General features: G+C 60.3%; 17 protein-coding genes and 1 riboswitch. Of the genes, 9 read left to right on the forward strand and 8 right to left on the reverse strand.

What is annotated here, in order from left to right; all coding sequences use genetic code 11:
* Window positions 1-133 precede the first annotated feature (133 nt).
* Together HU765_RS08770 and HU765_RS08775 are read left to right on the forward strand one after the other, a co-directional pair.
* Window positions 134-613, forward strand: coding sequence for a hypothetical protein (locus HU765_RS08770; protein WP_186551184.1), 480 nt, complete (start codon window positions 134-136; stop codon window positions 611-613).
* 63 nt (window positions 614-676) lie between these two features.
* Complete coding sequence (locus tag HU765_RS08775; protein WP_186551185.1) at window positions 677-964, forward strand: PA4642 family protein; 288 nt, start codon at window positions 677-679, stop codon at window positions 962-964.
* A gap of 254 nt (window positions 965-1,218) precedes the next feature.
* Here the strand turns inward: HU765_RS08775 and mqo are convergent, their stop codons facing one another.
* Window positions 1,219-2,727 (reverse strand): malate dehydrogenase (quinone), encoded by a 1,509-nt coding sequence (gene mqo, locus HU765_RS08780; protein WP_186619789.1) that lies wholly within the window; start codon window positions 2,725-2,727, stop codon window positions 1,219-1,221.
* A 705-nt stretch (window positions 2,728-3,432) separates the two neighbouring features.
* Window positions 3,433-3,666 (reverse strand): hypothetical protein, encoded by a 234-nt coding sequence (locus tag HU765_RS08785; protein WP_186619790.1) that lies wholly within the window; start codon window positions 3,664-3,666, stop codon window positions 3,433-3,435.
* Between the two features lie 205 nt (window positions 3,667-3,871).
* Here HU765_RS08785 and HU765_RS08790 point away from each other — a divergent pair, with 205 nt between their 5' ends.
* Entirely contained in the window at window positions 3,872-4,456 is a 585-nt protein-coding gene (locus tag HU765_RS08790; protein WP_186551188.1) for a YajG family lipoprotein, read from the forward strand.
* 191 nt (window positions 4,457-4,647) lie between these two features.
* Here HU765_RS08790 and HU765_RS08795 read toward each other — a convergent pair whose 3' ends face one another.
* Entirely contained in the window at window positions 4,648-4,854 is a 207-nt protein-coding gene (locus tag HU765_RS08795; protein WP_186619791.1) for a hypothetical protein, read from the reverse strand.
* Window positions 4,855-5,047: 193 nt separating this feature from the next.
* On the opposite strand from HU765_RS08795, the gene HU765_RS08800 reads away from it, so the two are divergent.
* Complete coding sequence (locus HU765_RS08800; protein ID WP_186551189.1) at window positions 5,048-5,326, forward strand: hypothetical protein; 279 nt, start codon at window positions 5,048-5,050, stop codon at window positions 5,324-5,326.
* Between the two features lie 133 nt (window positions 5,327-5,459).
* Here the strand turns inward: HU765_RS08800 and HU765_RS08805 are convergent, their stop codons facing one another.
* Window positions 5,460-6,623 carry a 1-acyl-sn-glycerol-3-phosphate acyltransferase gene (locus HU765_RS08805; RefSeq protein ID WP_186551190.1) on the reverse strand — a complete coding sequence of 388 codons (1,164 nt, stop codon included), beginning with the start codon at window positions 6,621-6,623 and terminating at the stop codon, window positions 5,460-5,462.
* Between the two features lie 142 nt (window positions 6,624-6,765).
* Between HU765_RS08805 and HU765_RS08810 the strand changes: the two genes are divergently transcribed.
* Genes HU765_RS08810 through HU765_RS08820 form a run of 3 tightly spaced genes read left to right on the forward strand, consistent with a single transcriptional unit; the run spans window position 6,766 to window position 7,877 of the window.
* Window positions 6,766-6,948, forward strand: a complete 183-nt coding sequence (locus HU765_RS08810) for a CPXCG motif-containing cysteine-rich protein (RefSeq protein ID WP_186551191.1) — start codon at window positions 6,766-6,768, stop codon at window positions 6,946-6,948.
* Window positions 6,949-6,957: 9 nt separating this feature from the next.
* Window positions 6,958-7,218, forward strand: a complete 261-nt coding sequence (locus tag HU765_RS08815) for a DUF2007 domain-containing protein (protein WP_186551192.1) — start codon at window positions 6,958-6,960, stop codon at window positions 7,216-7,218.
* A gap of 35 nt (window positions 7,219-7,253) precedes the next feature.
* Window positions 7,254-7,877, forward strand: coding sequence for an SOS response-associated peptidase (locus tag HU765_RS08820; RefSeq protein WP_186619792.1), 624 nt, complete (start codon window positions 7,254-7,256; stop codon window positions 7,875-7,877).
* Between the two features lie 109 nt (window positions 7,878-7,986).
* Here the strand turns inward: HU765_RS08820 and HU765_RS08825 are convergent, their stop codons facing one another.
* A complete protein-coding gene (locus HU765_RS08825) occupies window positions 7,987-10,128 on the reverse strand; it encodes a methyl-accepting chemotaxis protein (protein WP_186619793.1) in 2,142 nt (713 codons plus the stop codon).
* Window positions 10,129-10,387: 259 nt separating this feature from the next.
* On the opposite strand from HU765_RS08825, the gene HU765_RS08830 reads away from it, so the two are divergent.
* Window positions 10,388-11,206, forward strand: coding sequence for a M48 family metallopeptidase (locus tag HU765_RS08830; protein WP_186551195.1), 819 nt, complete (start codon window positions 10,388-10,390; stop codon window positions 11,204-11,206).
* 191 nt (window positions 11,207-11,397) lie between these two features.
* Here HU765_RS08830 and HU765_RS08835 read toward each other — a convergent pair whose 3' ends face one another.
* The 3 genes from HU765_RS08835 to HU765_RS08845 all read right to left on the reverse strand — a co-directional run bounded on the left by HU765_RS08835 (window position 11,398) and on the right by HU765_RS08845 (window position 14,232).
* On the reverse strand, window positions 11,398-11,982 hold the full coding sequence (locus HU765_RS08835; RefSeq protein ID WP_186619794.1) for a TMEM165/GDT1 family protein: 585 nt from the start codon (window positions 11,980-11,982) through the stop codon (window positions 11,398-11,400).
* A gap of 89 nt (window positions 11,983-12,071) precedes the next feature.
* Window positions 12,072-12,194: riboswitch (yybP-ykoY riboswitch) on the reverse strand.
* A gap of 40 nt (window positions 12,195-12,234) precedes the next feature.
* Window positions 12,235-13,233 (reverse strand): class I SAM-dependent methyltransferase, encoded by a 999-nt coding sequence (locus HU765_RS08840; protein ID WP_186619795.1) that lies wholly within the window; start codon window positions 13,231-13,233, stop codon window positions 12,235-12,237.
* 33 nt (window positions 13,234-13,266) lie between these two features.
* Window positions 13,267-14,232 (reverse strand): 2-hydroxyacid dehydrogenase, encoded by a 966-nt coding sequence (locus HU765_RS08845; protein WP_186619796.1) that lies wholly within the window; start codon window positions 14,230-14,232, stop codon window positions 13,267-13,269.
* 303 nt (window positions 14,233-14,535) lie between these two features.
* On the opposite strand from HU765_RS08845, the gene HU765_RS08850 reads away from it, so the two are divergent.
* Window positions 14,536-15,165 (forward strand): LysE family transporter, encoded by a 630-nt coding sequence (locus tag HU765_RS08850; RefSeq protein ID WP_186619797.1) that lies wholly within the window; start codon window positions 14,536-14,538, stop codon window positions 15,163-15,165.
* Window positions 15,166-15,364: the final 199 nt, after the last annotated feature.

The raw sequence follows: 15,364 nt of genomic DNA on the forward strand, positions 1-15,364 counted from the left end.
ATGTGTCAGTTACATTCATGCTGACTGACACGACGCTTTCGCGAGCAGGCTCGCTCCCACAGTTGTTTTGTGTGTGCTGATCCTTGTGTGATACCCATGCTAGAGTGCTTGGCCCCGCCCCCCGGAGCCTGTCATGCGCCTCTTGACCCGCAGCCTCGCCGCCCTGTTTCTGACCCTCAGCCTGCCGCTGGCCGCCGCGCCGATGCACAGTCAATTCTTGCCGCCGGACGACCTGACCCTGCGCGACGCCGAACCCGAGCAGCAGCAACTGATGCAGGTCAGCGAATATTCCGTGGTGGTCGGTGCGCAGCGCCAGTCCAATCAGCAGCCGATCCCGGTCACTTCGTCGTTGTTGATTCGCCTCAAGGGCAAGTCGCTGAATAAAGGCGCGACCATCAATCAGGTGCTGGTGAGTTTCGATGGCGAAAGCAAGAGCCTGAAAAAGCCGCTTTACGACGACAAAAGCAAAACCCTGACGCTGTTTTACCCGCTTGCCCAATACCGCGTGGTGATTGATCTGTTGCGCAACGACACGGTGTATGTGCAGTTCCTCAGTTACGCCAACGGCCATATCTGGGCCGATTTGCACACCGGCGCGGTGCGAGCGCGTTGAGCCGGGCGGCCGGGCAGGGGTAAACTGCCGGCCCCGTATGATGTCTGCGAGCTGGAGTCGGCAATGCGTAAAGATAAGAAACAAGTGATTGGTGACGAGATCGGCGATGAGCAGATCAAGCTGTTCCTCGATTTTGAACCGGTCGACGCCACTTCGCCGTCGCTGCACAAACTGATCAAGGCTTACCGTGGTCTGCGCATCGATGATTTCGAGCGTTTTCTGGGCTTCTTCGTCGCCGCTGGTTATGACTTGGATGGCAAAGATGAGCAGGGCCAGACTTTCGTTGACCAGATCAAAGATCAGCGTAATGCCGCCGAGTACATCGAGTTGATCGACAAGGCCCGCAGTTGAGGTGTCCGCGATACCTGTGGCGAGGGGATTTAGCGAAACGTCGCACCGCCCCGTTGGGCGGCGAAGCGGCCCTGAAACCTGAATGCAGGGTGTGTCAGGCACACCGCAACTAATTTGCGACTGCTGCGCAGCCGAGCGGGGATAAATCCCCTCGCCACAAAGGTTGTGTTGTGAGCCAGCAGTATTGGTTGTTACCTGAGCATAAAAAAACGCCCCGCACTCAATGAGTACGGGGCGTTTTTCATGCGGCGCGATCAAGCGAAGCTTGGTGTCTCGCTGCTTTCTTCAACCAGTTCCAGCGCAATGTTGTTCTGCGTGTTGATCTTGCGATACAGCGCAGCATCGGTTTCCAGCACCTTTTCACGGGCCGGGAAGATTTCCGCCAGTTTGGCCGCCCACTCGCCGGACGCCTTGGCCGGGAAGCACTTCTCGATCAGTTCGAGCATGATCGAAACCGTCACCGAGGCACCTGGGGATGCGCCGAGCAGTGCGGCGAGGGAGCCGTCTTTCGCGGCAACCAGTTCGGTGCCGAACTGCAGGATGCCACCCTTTTTCGGGTCTTTCTTGATGATCTGTACCCGTTGGCCCGCCACTTCCAGGCGCCAGTCTTCGGCTTTCGCCTGCGGGTAGAAACGGCGCAGGGATTCCAGACGCTGTTCCATCGATTGCATCACTTCGCTGACCAGGTACTTGGTCAGGTCCATGTTGTTTTTTGCCACCGCCAGCATCGGCCCGATGTTGCCGGCGCGCACCGACAGCGGCAGGTCCATGAAGGAGCCGTGCTTGAGGAACTTGGTGGTGAAGCCGGCGTATGGCCCGAACAGCAGGGATTTCTTGCCATCGACTACGCGGGTGTCCAGGTGCGGCACCGACATCGGTGGTGAACCTACGGCAGCCTGGCTGTAGACCTTGGCCTGATGCTGCTTGACCACTTCCGGGTTGTCGCAGCGCAGCCACTGGCCACTGATCGGGAAGCCGCCGAAGCCTTTGCTTTCTTCGATGCCCGAGGCCTGCAGCAATGGCAGCGCCGCGCCACCGGCGCCGAGGAAGACGAATTTGGCGTCGACTTCACGGGTGTTGCCGTTGTTGACGTCCTTGATGCTGACGGTCCAGCCGGCGCCGTTGCGCTTGAGGCCGGTGACGCGCTTGCAGTATTTGACCTGGGTGTCCGGCGCGCTGGTCAGGTGCTTGAGCAACTGATTGGTGAGGGCGCCGAAGTTGACGTCGGTGCCGTTCATCACGCGAGTGGCGGCAAGGACTTCGTCCGGCGAACGGCCCGGCATCATCAGCGGCATCCACTCGGCCATCTTGCCTTTGTCTTCGGTGTATTCCATGTCGGCAAACGCATGGTGCTTGCTCAACACGTTGAAGCGTTGCTTGAGGAACGACACACCACTGTCACCCTGCACGAAACTCAGGTGCGGGACCGGGCTGATGAAGGATTTGCACGAGCCGAACGTGCCTTTTTTGGTCAGGTAAGACCAGAACTGCTTCGACACCTCGAACTGGGTGTTGATGTGCACGGCTTTCTTGATGTCGACGCTGCCATCGGCCGCCTGCGGCGTGTAGTTCAGCTCGCACAGGCCGGCGTGGCCGGTACCGGCGTTGTTCCACGGGTTGGAACTCTCCGCGGCACCGGAATCCATCAGCTCGACGACTTCCAGCTTGATCGCGGGGTCGAGCTCTTTGAGCAGCACGGCCAGGGTGGCACTCATGATGCCGGCCCCTACCAGAACTACGTCGACTGCTTCGTTATGCGCCATTTAACGCGTCTCCCAAATCTGCAGCACCAAATTGTCGGCATGGCTGCCAGGCGTTCCAGGGCAGGTCAGTGGGCCCGGGCTATCCGTGGTCAGGTTCGCCATGTCCGAATATTCGCAATTTTTCGCAACTTCGACGGATGCGTGCGGCCTGGTTTCAAGCGTTCAATGAACGCATTTTCGCGCAGGGCTGGCAATTCGACTTATGGTCGAGACATCCGTTTTCGTGCAACCAAATCCGTAGCGGACAGGCTTCAGGCTCCGATGTTCGAGGTATACCCGGTCCTGTGTCGTTGGGCTGTTTCAGACGCTAATGGTGCATGTTCAGACGCAAAACTATTCATTTGCTCGCCACACTCTTGTGAAGTTGTGAAAACCCGTTTTTTTCACGCTCTTTTGAAGACGTGAACCTCAAAAAAGGGCTGCCTTGGCCTGGCACCTGCCCGCAAGGGCAAAACAACGCGGTGGCCGAGCGTATGACAGCTCTGCAGATTCGCGAAAAGCAGGGGTTTTGCCGGAAGAACAGGCAAGCGCGCCAACTTCACTCGATCTGTGTGGGCGGCTCTCTGTGGGCGATTTTGATGTCGATGCAAGCGCATTGACGCTGTTGCGGGGCCCGATCAGGAGACGTCCTTATAATCGGGGGGAGATTGTAGCGAAGAAATGCGCGCAGTTGCTCGTGTTTAATGACTTTTATTAGGTATCCGGTCAGATGCTCAACTGCACCTGGGGCCGTGCGCGCATTTGTCGCGCTACCACCCGGGCGCTGGCGGGCAGCGGCTGGTTCAACCAGGTCAGGCGAATTTCTTCGATTTCCACCCAGCCGTCACCCATCGGTTGCAGGCTGCACTGTTTGAAAGCCTGGCAGTGACCGTTGCGATCGAGCAGGGCGAAGCTGCGGTGCAGCGGGCGTGGCGCGAACAGCGAGATCAGATAACGCATGGCAGAGTTCCTTGAAGGAGGACTGTTTCAAAGCTTGCCGGCGAGCCATGACGTCGCGGTGTATGGATGGTGAAGAATGTATGACAGGAACCGCCTTCGCCGGGGTGTGTCAGACATTTCAGTATTCACCGCGTCCCGCTGGTGAGCTGCAGTGGCCCACCGCTATACTGCCGGCCTGTTTGTGCCTGATTCTGGAGAGAAGAGCATGTTGCAACGCCTGTTGTTCGGTTTGATCACTGTCGCCGGTTTGACCCTGGCCGGCTGCGCCCACAGCCCGCAACAACTGAATCCGGAGCCGAAGCTGACCACGCAACTGGCACCGGTCGGTCGCGGCCAGCCTGTGGTCGTGCGTGTCGTCGACGGCCGTCCTTCGCCAACCCTGGGCACCCGTGGCGGTCTGTACCCGGAAACCAGCGCCATCACCGTGCAGCGCGAGCAGATCCTGCCCAAGCTGCAGGCCCAGGCTGAAGCCGCTGTGCGTTTGCTGGGGTTCACCCCGACCAACAACGCGCCGAACGCGCCGCAGTTGACCGTGACCCTGGCCGAGCTGAAATATCAGTCGCCGAAAGAAGGCATGTACGTGACCGAGGCGACCATCGGCGCGACCTTCCGCTCGGACGTGCAAAACGCCAACCGTCGTTACAGTGGCCGTTACGGCGCTTCGCTGGACCAGCGCTTCGGCATGGCGCCGAACCAGGAAACCAACACCAAACTGGTCAGCGATGTATTGAGCGATGCGCTGACGCGTCTGTTCAAGGATCCGACCGTGGGTCAGGTGCTGGCCGAGTAAGTTATCGGCCGCTGTGAAAAAGCCCGGTGCCAGTGATGGTTCCGGGCTTTTTTGTACCTGCCGATTCTTGATTCACCACCGCCCCTTGTAGGAGTGAGCCTGCTCGCGATGGCGCTCTGTCAGCAACATCAATGCTGGCTGACAATACGCTATCGCGAGCAGGCTCACTCCTACAGGGGAACGGTGGTGTGTCAGGCGGCTTGGGAATAGAACTCCAGCACGCTCACCCCTGTCAGCAAATCTGTCTCCGGCAAATCCGCATGCTGATGCCCGCCCAGCGCGCAATACACCAGCCAATGGCGATCCTGCACATTGAAGGCAAGGCTGCCGACCAGACTTTGCTGTTCGTCGTAAGGGGTGATGAGGTACAGGCGATCCTGGTTTTCAGCGTGCAGCATGTCGCGTTCCATGTGTGTTTCGAGGCGCGCAGGGTGAAGGATCCACATGACGATGCCGTGACACAGGACAGCCATCGGTCGATTGTCAGGTTATTTATCGCAAAGGCCGGGGCAGGGTGGCCAGGTTTGGGTAGAATTCGCGCCGCGGTCGTCGATCTGGCGCCTGCCACACCGATTTAGATTGAGGTCTGTGATGTCGTTGCACTTGATGACGCTGTTTACCGCCCATCCCGCCAAACTGATCAACCTGCTGGCCTTGCTGCTCGCGTTCCCCGGCAGTTGGCTGCTGCACGCAACCCGTCGCCGTGAGCAACGCGCGCAGGCCAGTCTTGCCGCACAGCGTCAGGCGCAGCCGAATGTCGAGCCGATTCTGGATTGGGCGACATTGCGCATGAACCGGTTTTTCTATCGTTTCGGTTTCGCCTGCCTGGGGCTGGCCCTGATCGTCTCCTGGATCAGCACGCGCTTCTGAAAGCAAAAGCAAATCCTGTGGCGAGGGGATTTATCCCCGTTGGAGTGCGCAGCGCTCCCCAGTTTCTTATCTGAGAAAAACAGGGCCTGCTGCGCAGTCCAGCGGGGATAAATCCCCTCGCCACAGCTGTTGCTTACAACGGCAACCCGGCCTTGACCCGGTACTGATTACGCACCGGCGTCGCATATTGCAGCACCAGGTATGGACGATGCTCCTCGGGGCAGGCGTCCAGCCGGTTCTGCCATTCTTCCTGCGCCTTGGCCAGTTCGTCCGCCGGGAACACTTCGGCCGCCTTCGGCACATTCAATTGCGGATCGGCATCGGCCCACTGTGCATACGCCAGGTAATGCACCGGGAACAGCCGATAGCCGCCGAGAATCTGCTTGTCCATCTCGATCGCCAATTGCTTGGTGTCTTCGAACAGCTCGGTGATCGGCGCAGCGAAGTTCACGTGCACCCGGCCCTTGTAGCCGGTGATGCCCTTGGCGATGCTCACATCATCTTCACCGGGCGCCTTGGTGTAGGTGCCGGTGGTGGCGCGGATATACAACTCGCGGGCCTTGGCCTGGTCGCACGGGTCATATTCATAGCTGATCGACACCGGCGTGAGATTCAGCGAACGAATCACTTCACCGAACGGCTCGTCCTTGCGGCTCATGTGGAACATCTTGAGGATCGCCGACTCGGTGCGGTCATCGCCATCCTTCGCCCGGCCTTCGGCCTGAGCGATCCAGATCGAGGCGCAATCGTTGCGGATCGAGTGGTTGATGTAGGCCGACAACAGTTGATAGGCGGCCATTTTCTCGCGGCGGCCAGTGATCGAACGGTGGACGATAAAGCTCTTGTTCAAACGCATCAGGTCGCTGACAAACGGCTTTTGCAGCAGGTTGTCGCCGATAGCGATGCGTGGCGTCGGCAGGCCGGCGTGGTACACAGCGTAATTGACGAAGGCCGGGTCCATGACGATGTCGCGGTGGTTGGCGATGAACAGATAAGCGCTGCCGGACTTGAATTGCTCGACCCCGGTGTAGGTCACACCGTCGGTGGCGCGCTCGATGGTGTGGTCGACGTAGAACTCGACTTTGTCCTGTAAGGTAGCCACGGACGTCACGTCGGCAAACTCACGACGCAGCCGATGGGCTATAAGAGGTTTGAGCATCCAGCCGAAGGCACCGGCAAAACGCGGGAAGCGGAAGTGGGTGAGGATATCTAGAAACGCCTTGTCGCCGAGCAGCCTTGCCAGTACCGCAGGTACTTCGCTGTCGTCGTAAGGTCGGATGGCATCGAATTCGCCCATCATGCTCTCTTGTTGGAAACGGCTAGGGTAAGTTAGGGGTTTGATCGAAAACCCGCAGGGCACGGTCTGAAAAAGTAGCCAGACAAAAATAGCCCTGCAAATAGACCGGCGATTATACGCACAAGTCACCTGGGAGACCGCGATGCTGGAAAATGCAGTGTATGAATGTCCGTATTGTGGTGAAGAGGTCGAGACCACGCTGGATCTGTCCGGCGGGGATCAGACGTATATCGAGGACTGTCAGGTGTGCTGCCGACCGATCACGTTTGTTTTGCAGGTGCATGATGAAGAATGGCATCTGGAAGTCTTCAGCGAAAACGAGTGAGGGGCGCTCATGCAGCGAATCTACGAACCGGCCAGCCTGATGGAAGGCGAAATGCTCAAGGGCATGCTCGCCAGCGAAGGCATCGAGGCGCATCTGGTCGGGCAGAATCTGCTAGGCGGCACGGGCGAACTGCCGATTTTTGGCCTGCTCGGCCTGTCCGTCGATAACGATCAGGCCGAATACGCCCGCGAGCTGATCACCGCGTACAATGCCGCGCTGCCGCTGCCCGGCGACGAACCGGAGAGCTTCCCCGGGACGCTGGTCTGTTAGGCTGACGTTCGTTTGATCAAGAGTCGTGTTGCCCCATGTGTGGACGTTATGCCCTGTTTCGCTGGAATCGCGACTTCGCGGCCCTGCCAGGTTTTCCCGCCGATCAGCAGGCGCAGTGGAACATTTCCCCTAATGATTCGGTGTTGATGCTGCGCGCCGCTGAAGACGGCGAGCGCACATTGGCCCGTGCGCGCTGGGGCCTGACGCCGCCGTGGCTGACCGACCTGTCGAAAACCCCCGCCCATGCCCGGGCCGAAACCGTGGCCGAGCAGCCGATGTTTCGTGAGGCGCTGCGGCTGCGGCGCTGCTTGCTGCCGGCCAACGGTTTCTACGAATGGCGCGGCACCCAGCGCAAGCGGCCATACTGGCTGACGCCGGGAGAGGGCTCGTCGCTGTTTTTCGCGGCGATCTGGGAGGCGTATCCGGTGCAGGAACAGGTCTGGCTGAGCACGGCGGTGATCACCCAGCCGGCGGCCAGTCAGCGCCGGCCTTTGATTCTCGATGAGGCCGGGCAGGCGGCATGGCTTGATCCCGAGACGCCGCTGCATGTCTTGCAGGGATTGCTTGCCAGTGAGCCGGCGGCGCTGCGTGAGCGGGTGCTGGCGAATCTGGTGAATGATCCGAAGCTCAATGGGCCGGAGTGTTTGACCCCGGGTTGAGTTGTCTGTGCCGGCCCTTTCGCGAGCAGGCTCACTCCTACATGGGAACGCATTTCAAATGTAGGAGTGAGCCTGCTCGCGATAAGGTTCGAAGAACCTTCCGGCGTCTTTAGACCTTGAACTGATTGATCAACCGCCGCTGCTGCTCGGCCAGCTTGGTCAGACTCGCGCTCGCCGAACTCGACTCATCCGCGCCGCCGGCCACTTCGTTCGCGACCTGGCCGATATTGATTACATTGCGGTTGATGTCATCGGCCACCGCGCTTTGTTCCTCGGCCGCACTGGCAATTTGCGTGTTCATGTCGTTGATCACCGACACGGCCTGGGTGATTGTCTCCAGCGCCTCGGCCGCTTTCGCCGCGTGTTGCACGCTTTCGTCGGTGCGGTTCTGGCTGTCCTCCATGACCCGCACTACATCGCGGGTGCCTTGTTGCAACTGCTGAATCATCGCCTGGATTTCTTCAGTGGCTTTTTGGGTCTTCTGCGCCAGATTGCGCACTTCATCCGCAACCACGGCAAAACCACGCCCCTGTTCACCGGCCCGCGCCGCTTCGATCGCGGCGTTCAGTGCCAGCAGGTTGGTCTGTTCAGCGATCCCGCGAATCGCCGTGAGGATCGCGTTGATGTTTTCGCTGTCCTTGGCCAGGGTCTGCACCACATCGACCGCCTTGCCGATTTCCACGGCGAGCACGCCAATCGAGTTCGAGGTGTCGCGGACGATCTGCATGCCCTGGCTGGCGGCCTGATCGGCATGGCTGGCCGCTTGCGCCGCTTGTGTGGCATTGCGCGCCACGTCCTGGGCGGTGGCGGTCATTTCCTGGACCGCTGTCGCCACTTGATCGATCTCGGCCAGTTGTTTTTGCACGCCGATGTTGGTGCGAATCGCGATGTCGGCCGTGTGTTCCGAGGAATCACTGACGCTCTGCACCGAGGTCACCACTTGCGTGATCATCGCCTGCAACTTGGCAAGAAAGGTATTGAAGCCTTTGGCAATCGAGCCCAGTTCATCACTGCGATCGCTGCTCAAGCGACGGGTCAGATCGCCTTCGCCCTGAGCGATATCGTCGAGCATGGCGACCATCTGCTTGAGGGGCCGCGCGATGCCGTGGCCCACCAGCCAGATCACCAGCAGACCGACAGCTGCGATGACCAAGCCGACCATGGCCATGCCAAAAGTGTCGGACTTGCGTTGGGCATCGAGTTCGGCCTGCAGGTTTTGCAGATCAGCCATGACCGCGTTGAGCGGCAGTTGCAGCATCAGCGTCCAGCGTGCATCGGTCTGGCCGATGCCGAACGGCAGGTACAGCTCGATGCGGCCCTTGTCGGTGTTCACCGAGTAGGTGACTTCGCCACGCTTGAGACTGGCCATGTTGGCGGTCTGTTCGGCGTCGAGGATGTCGCTGACTTTTTCGCCAAATTTGTTCGAGTCCCTGGTGTAGGCGACGATGCGGCCATTGCCGCCGATCAGCGCCATTTCACCCGCGCCGCTGTAGAGTTTCTGGTTGGCGGCGAGGAGCATGTCCTGAATGAAGTTCACCGACAGGTCAGCGCCGACGATGCCCTGGAAGGCGCCGTTGACCATGATCGGTTCGATAAAGGAGGCGAGCATGACGATCTTGTCGCCGACCTTGTAGGGCGCCGGATCGATCACACAGGGTTTTTTCGTTTCTTTCGAGCACAGATAGTACTCGCTGGCGCGCACGCCGGTGGACAGGGTTTTCTGATCGTCGACATCGGCCAGTTTGTCCACGCCTAGGGTGCCGTCGGTGTTGCGGAACCACCATGGCAGGAAGCGCCCGTTGGCGGGATCGATGCCGACCACGGCGCTGCCGATGTAGGCCGCGTCATTGTGGTCCAGTGCGTTTTTTTCCCAGCCAATGTAGGTACCGAGAATCTTCGGGTTCTTTTCGACGTTTTCCTTGATCAGGCTGATCAGTTGCTCACGGCTGATGCTCAGGCGCGGTTGGCCATCGGCACCCGCCGTGCCGAGCAGGGCATTGACCCGCACCAGGCCACCGGCAATCAGCAACGGTGCTTCGAGTTCGCGCTGGATCTGGCTGACCTGGGTCTGCGCCAGCGAGGTCAGGCGCTGCTCGATGACTTGCTCGAACTGCGCCTGGGTGCGCTGTTGCACCATCTCTTGCGTGCGTGCGCCGGAAAACAGCGCATACAGCACCAGCGCCGCGACCACGCTGAGGACGATGGCGCCGGCCAGGGCGGCGACGGAAAACTGGATCGACTTGAACTTCATGGGAACTCCGCACGCAAGAGGACAATCTGCGAGGGATTTATCGGCGGTGCCGGCAGGGCCATGAGCGGCGTTGGTCGGAATGAGTGGCCGGACGTCGCAAATGGATCGGTACGCGACGCAGTGGTTGTGTCGGGGTTATGCAGCTTTTCCGGCCGGCATGGCGGGAAACGTCTGAAAGTCGCTGCAACACGTCTGTTGTCTCTGGCGCCGATACCATTACCCGCCTAGGATACGCGACAGGTTTTCAGGGAGCTTTTGAATGAACAAGACATTGGTTGTAAGTGCACTGAGCGCAGCGCTGCTGCTGGCCGGGTGTCAGTCGGTCAACACCACCAGCGGCGGCGCCGTCGGGGTGGAGCGCAAGCAATACATGTTCAGCATGCTGTCCTCGCAAGAGGTCGACCAGATGTACGCGCAGTCCTATCAGAAGACCATCGGCGAGGCGTCGAGCAAAGGCGTGCTGGACAAGAGCAGCCCGGAAGCCAAGCGGGTGCAGGCCATCGCCAATCGTCTGATCGCCCAGGCGCCGAACTTCCGTCCGGATGCGGCGCAATGGCAATGGGAAGTCAATCTGATCAAGAGCGATGAGCTCAACGCCAACTGTGGTCCCGGCGGCAAGATCATTTTCTACACCGGGCTGATCGACAGCCTGAAACTCACCGACGATGAAATCGCCGCCATCATGGGCCATGAAATCGCCCACGCGTTGCGCGAGCACGGGCGTGAAGCGATGTCCAAGGCCTACGGCATCGAGATGGCCAAGCAGGGTGCCGGCGCATTGTTCGGTCTGGGTCAGGACAGCCTGGCGCTGGCCGACACTGTGGCCAACTACGGCATGACGCTGCCCAACAGCCGCGCCAACGAAAACGAAGCCGACCTGATCGGTCTGGAACTGGCCGCTCGCGCCGGCTACAACCCGAACGCGGCGATTACGTTGTGGAACAAGATGAGCAAGGCTTCCGAGGGTTCACCTCCGGAATTCATGAGCACTCACCCGGCCTCCACCAGCCGGATTGCCTCGCTGCAGGCGGCGATTCCGAAGGTGATGCCGTTGTACGAAAAAGCCCCGAAATCCTGAGTCGTCGCAGTTTCTGTAACGGATCGGATACAGGGGCCTGGAAGATCCATTGTGGCGAGGGGATTTATCCCCGATGGGGTGCGAAGCGCCCCGAAACCTGATGTCTCAGATAGACCGCATTTACAGGTTTGGGGCTGCTGCGCAGCCCATCGGGGATAAATCCCCTCGCCACAGGTTTTCAGTCGACAAGGTTAAACCCAGCCGCTGCTCTGCATCGCTTTATAAACCGCAACGATTGCCAGAATCAGGAACGCCGAAGCCGCCAGGCGACGGATCAGGGTCAGCGGCAACTTGTCCGCGGCAAAATTACCCGCCAGTACCACCGGCACGTTGGCAATCAGCATGCCCACGGTCGTGCCGATAATCACCAGCCACAGTTCCGGGTATTGCGCGGCGAGCATCACCGTGGCGATCTGGGTCTTGTCACCGATTTCAGCTAGGAAGAAGGCAATCAGCGTGGTCAGGAACGGCCCGAACTTGCGCGCGGTGCTGGCTTCGTCGTCATCCAGTTTGTCCGGGACCAGTGTCCACAGCGCAGTGGCGGCGAAGCTCGCGGCGAGAATCCAGTGCAGCACGGCGTCGGAAAAGAAACTGCCGAACCAGGCTCCTACCGCACCGGCTGCTGCGTGGTTGGCCAGGGTCGCGGCGACAATCCCGGCAATGATCGGCCAGGGTTTGCGAAAGCGAGCGGCGAGAATCAGCGCGAGCAGTTGCGTCTTGTCGCCGATTTCGGCCAAGGCAACGATAGCGGTGGGAACGAGTAACGAGTCCAGCATCAGGGATTTCCTAAGGGGCGGGTCGACACGGCTATGACACGTACAGCCTTCCCGCCCCGGGTAAGGTGTGCGTGTCATAGGTCTTGTCAAACCCTGCGATCCGTCTGTTGCGGACGCTGGGGTCGCATACGCCATGATCTGAGGATCAAGTATGTTGACGTATGCCGGACGAGCTTGGCGCTCGTGGGAGACTACTCCCCTAGGACGGAGCGGATTCTGCCTAGGCAAATCCGATTGGGCAAGAACAAATTTTCAACCGCGCTTGGCCCGATAAATTCGAAAGCCGTTGCCTTCTGCCTTGATCGCACAAACGCCCAGATGCTCTTCGATCAACGGCTGATACTTCAGGAAGCTATTGGCCACAAGTCGAAGTTCGCCACCGTTTTTCAGATGTTTGGCCGCTTTTCGCAGCAAGTTCTCCGTGGCGAAATAATCGGTATGCACGCCGACATGGAATGGCGGGTTGCTCAGAATCGCGCTCAAACCCATCGGCGCGGCGTCGATACCGTCGCCGGTCAGCACCTCTGCGTCCAGACCATTGGCGGCCAAGGTCAGACGGCTGCTCGCGGCGGCAAACGCATCCACGTCCAGCAGCGTCACCTGATTGTGCGGGTAGCGGCGTTTGACCGCCGCGCCCAGCACGCCGGCGCCACAACCGAAGTCGAGCAAATGGCCGCTCGGCAGTTTGTCCAGATGATCGAGCAACAGCGCGCTGCCGCGATCGAGCCGACCATGGCTGAACACGCCCGGCAGGCTGATGACTTTCAACGGGCCTTCAGCCAGCGGCAGTTCGTAGGTCTGCGCCAGGCTTTCCAGCGACTTGGCTTGCGGCGCGTTGGCTACGGTCACTTGCCAGAGCTGGCAATGGCGCGCGCTGTCGAGTTTGCGCGGCTTGCCGAACGGGTTGAGTTGCTTGGAGGCGCCTTCGATGCCGCTGCGCTTCTCCCCGACCAAGAACACTTCACGCCCGGCCAGACGCGACGCCACGGCGTTGAGGATGTAATCGGTCAGGTCTTTAGACTTGGGCAGGAACACCACGGCGCTGTCGAACTCACGCTCCGGCACGTTCACGCCGAACTGGCTGCGCCCTTCGAAGCGGGCTTCCAGCGCGGCTTGATCGCCCGCGTGCCAGCACCAGCCAAACGCGTTGGGCAGACGCCCAAGCAGATCGTCGGCGGGCAGCCCGGCCAGTAACAACGAACCCTGGAATAACTCGGCCTGACGAAGCAGTACTTCACTGCGCGGATCCATAACTGCTCCTCGAAAAAAAAGTGCCGCAGTTTATCAACTGACGACCCGCAGCGCCTCACCGCTGAAGAACGCCCGGGCGTTTTCGCTCAGTTGCCCGACGATGCGTTGCCGCGCCTCGCGACTGCCCCAGGCGTTATGCGGAGTGACGATCAGGCGCGGAATGTCGGCGGCGAGCAGCGGATTGCCGTGGCTCGGCGGTTCAACGCTGAGCACGTCCGTCGCTGCACCGCCGAGGTGGCCGCTGCGCAAAGCATCGGCCAGCGCCTGCTCATCGATCAAGCCACCCCGGGCGGTGTTGACCACGAACGCGCCGGGTTTCATCGCGGCCAGCTCGCGGGCACCAATGAAGTGGCGGGTGTGTTCGTTGAGCGGGCAGTGCAGGGTGAGGGCGTCGATCTGCGGCAGCAGTTGATCCAGCGGCAAGCGGTCTGCGCGAGCGGGGCGTCCGGGAATCTGCCCGAGCAACACGCGCATGCCGAACGCTTCGGCCAGCCGCGCCACGGCACCACCGAGTTCGCCGTGCCCGAGCAGGCCCAGGGTTTTGCCTTGCAGTTCAACGATTGGGTAGTCGAGCAGGCAGAACTGTTTGGCCTGCTGCCAGCGGCCTTCAGCGACGGCTTTTTGATAATCGGCCAGACGCGTGGCGAGGTTGAGCAGCAGCATGATCGTGTGTTGCGCAACGGACGGCGTACCGTAACCCTGACAATTGCACACAGTGATGCCGTGGGCGCGGGCGGCGCTGAGGTCGACGTTGTTGGTGCCGGTGGCGCTGATCAGGATCAGTTGCAACTGCGGGTTGGCAGCCATGGCGGCGGCGTCGATCACGACTTTATTGGTGATTGCCACGCTGGCGCCGTGCAGCCGTTCGCTGACGTGCTCGGGCAGGGTTTGCGCGAACAGTTGCAGATCGCTGAAGCATTCGCGCAACGGACCGAGGTCCAGATCGCCGAGGTCCAGCGAAGGGTGATCAAGAAATACCGCGCGGCGCGAGTTCGTCATCAACTGTACCTTTTGTGCTGTGAGCGGAGGGCGTACTCTGCCGAGCCTACCAGATGAAACAATTGGTTACTCAGAGCACGAAAGTCTGATGCGATGCATCGCAATGTGAATAACTCTGTGGCGAGGGGATTTATCCCCGTTGGCGCGCGAAGCGCGCCTGAAACTGGCAATCGCGTTGAAACAGTTACACCGCATGCACTGAATTTACGACTGCTGCGCAGCCGAACGGGGATAAATCCCCTCGCCACAGGTTCGAGTTCGCCGCGCATTTATGTTTGACCAAGCTGCCCCAAAGGAGCCCCCATGTACTGGACCGAATTCCTGACCGTTGCCCTGATCCACTTGCTGGCCGTCGCCAGTCCCGGCCCGGACTTTGCCGTGGTGGTGCGCGAAAGCGTGACCCACGGGCGTCGCGCCGGCACCTGGACGGCGCTGGGGGTGGGCACGGCGATTTTCCTGCATGTCGGCTATTCGCTGTTGGGCATCGGCCTGATCGTGTCGCAGTCGATCGTGCTGTTCAACGCGTTGAAGTGGGCGGCGGCTGCGTATCTGCTGTACATCGGCTTCAAGGCCTTGCGCGCGCAACCGGCCAAAGCCGTTGCCGATGATCTGCACCAGGAGGCCGGCGTCCGCACGGCGCGTGGCGCGTTTACCTCGGGCTTCGTCACCAACGGCCTGAACCCGAAAGCCACACTGTTTTTCCTGTCGCTGTTCACCGTGGTGATCAACCCGCACACGCCACTGGCCGTGCAGGCCGGTTATGGAGTTTACCTGGCGGTGGCAACGGCATTCTGGTTTTGCCTGGTGGCGCTGCTGTTCAGCCAGCAACGCGTGCGCGCCGGGTTCGCGCGCATGGGCCACTGGTTCGACCGCACCATGGGCGCTGTGCTGATTGCTCTCGGCGTGAAAATCGCGTTTACCGAGATGCATTGAGAGCTGGAACACATTAATCCCTGTGGGAGCGAGCCTGCTCGCGAAAGCGCTAGTACAGTCACCGAAGATGTCGACTGACCCGACGCCCTCGCGAGCAGGCTCGCTCCCACAGGTAGTGTTTTCTTCCAGATCAGCTCGAAATGCTGGCGCAAAGCTAGCATTTGTTCGGCTCTGCAAATCATTCCTTTGGCTGATTTGA

Origin of the sequence: Pseudomonas sp. SWRI81, from assembly GCF_014268545.1 — a bacterium.
GTDB classification, from domain to species: Bacteria; Pseudomonadota; Gammaproteobacteria; order Pseudomonadales; family Pseudomonadaceae; genus Aquipseudomonas; species Aquipseudomonas hamedanensis.

Bases quoted from the DNA above. Each gene is read 5' to 3' on its own strand.
- HU765_RS08770 (WP_186551184.1), top strand. From the start codon at position 134: ATGCGCCTCTTGACCCGCAGCCTCGCCGCCCTGTTTCTGACCCTCAGC.
- HU765_RS08775 (WP_186551185.1), top strand. From the start codon at position 677: ATGCGTAAAGATAAGAAACAAGTGATTGGTGACGAGATCGGCGATGAG.
- mqo (WP_186619789.1), bottom strand. From the start codon at position 2,727: ATGGCGCATAACGAAGCAGTCGACGTAGTTCTGGTAGGGGCCGGCATC.
- HU765_RS08785 (WP_186619790.1), bottom strand. From the start codon at position 3,666: ATGCGTTATCTGATCTCGCTGTTCGCGCCACGCCCGCTGCACCGCAGC.
- HU765_RS08790 (WP_186551188.1), top strand. From the start codon at position 3,872: ATGTTGCAACGCCTGTTGTTCGGTTTGATCACTGTCGCCGGTTTGACC.
- HU765_RS08795 (WP_186619791.1), bottom strand. From the start codon at position 4,854: ATGCTGCACGCTGAAAACCAGGATCGCCTGTACCTCATCACCCCTTAC.
- HU765_RS08800 (WP_186551189.1), top strand. From the start codon at position 5,048: ATGTCGTTGCACTTGATGACGCTGTTTACCGCCCATCCCGCCAAACTG.
- HU765_RS08805 (WP_186551190.1), bottom strand. From the start codon at position 6,623: ATGGGCGAATTCGATGCCATCCGACCTTACGACGACAGCGAAGTACCT.
- HU765_RS08810 (WP_186551191.1), top strand. From the start codon at position 6,766: ATGCTGGAAAATGCAGTGTATGAATGTCCGTATTGTGGTGAAGAGGTC.
- HU765_RS08815 (WP_186551192.1), top strand. From the start codon at position 6,958: ATGCAGCGAATCTACGAACCGGCCAGCCTGATGGAAGGCGAAATGCTC.
- HU765_RS08820 (WP_186619792.1), top strand. From the start codon at position 7,254: ATGTGTGGACGTTATGCCCTGTTTCGCTGGAATCGCGACTTCGCGGCC.
- HU765_RS08825 (WP_186619793.1), bottom strand. From the start codon at position 10,128: ATGAAGTTCAAGTCGATCCAGTTTTCCGTCGCCGCCCTGGCCGGCGCC.
- HU765_RS08830 (WP_186551195.1), top strand. From the start codon at position 10,388: ATGAACAAGACATTGGTTGTAAGTGCACTGAGCGCAGCGCTGCTGCTG.
- HU765_RS08835 (WP_186619794.1), bottom strand. From the start codon at position 11,982: ATGCTGGACTCGTTACTCGTTCCCACCGCTATCGTTGCCTTGGCCGAA.
- HU765_RS08840 (WP_186619795.1), bottom strand. From the start codon at position 13,233: ATGGATCCGCGCAGTGAAGTACTGCTTCGTCAGGCCGAGTTATTCCAG.
- HU765_RS08845 (WP_186619796.1), bottom strand. From the start codon at position 14,232: ATGACGAACTCGCGCCGCGCGGTATTTCTTGATCACCCTTCGCTGGAC.
- HU765_RS08850 (WP_186619797.1), top strand. From the start codon at position 14,536: ATGTACTGGACCGAATTCCTGACCGTTGCCCTGATCCACTTGCTGGCC.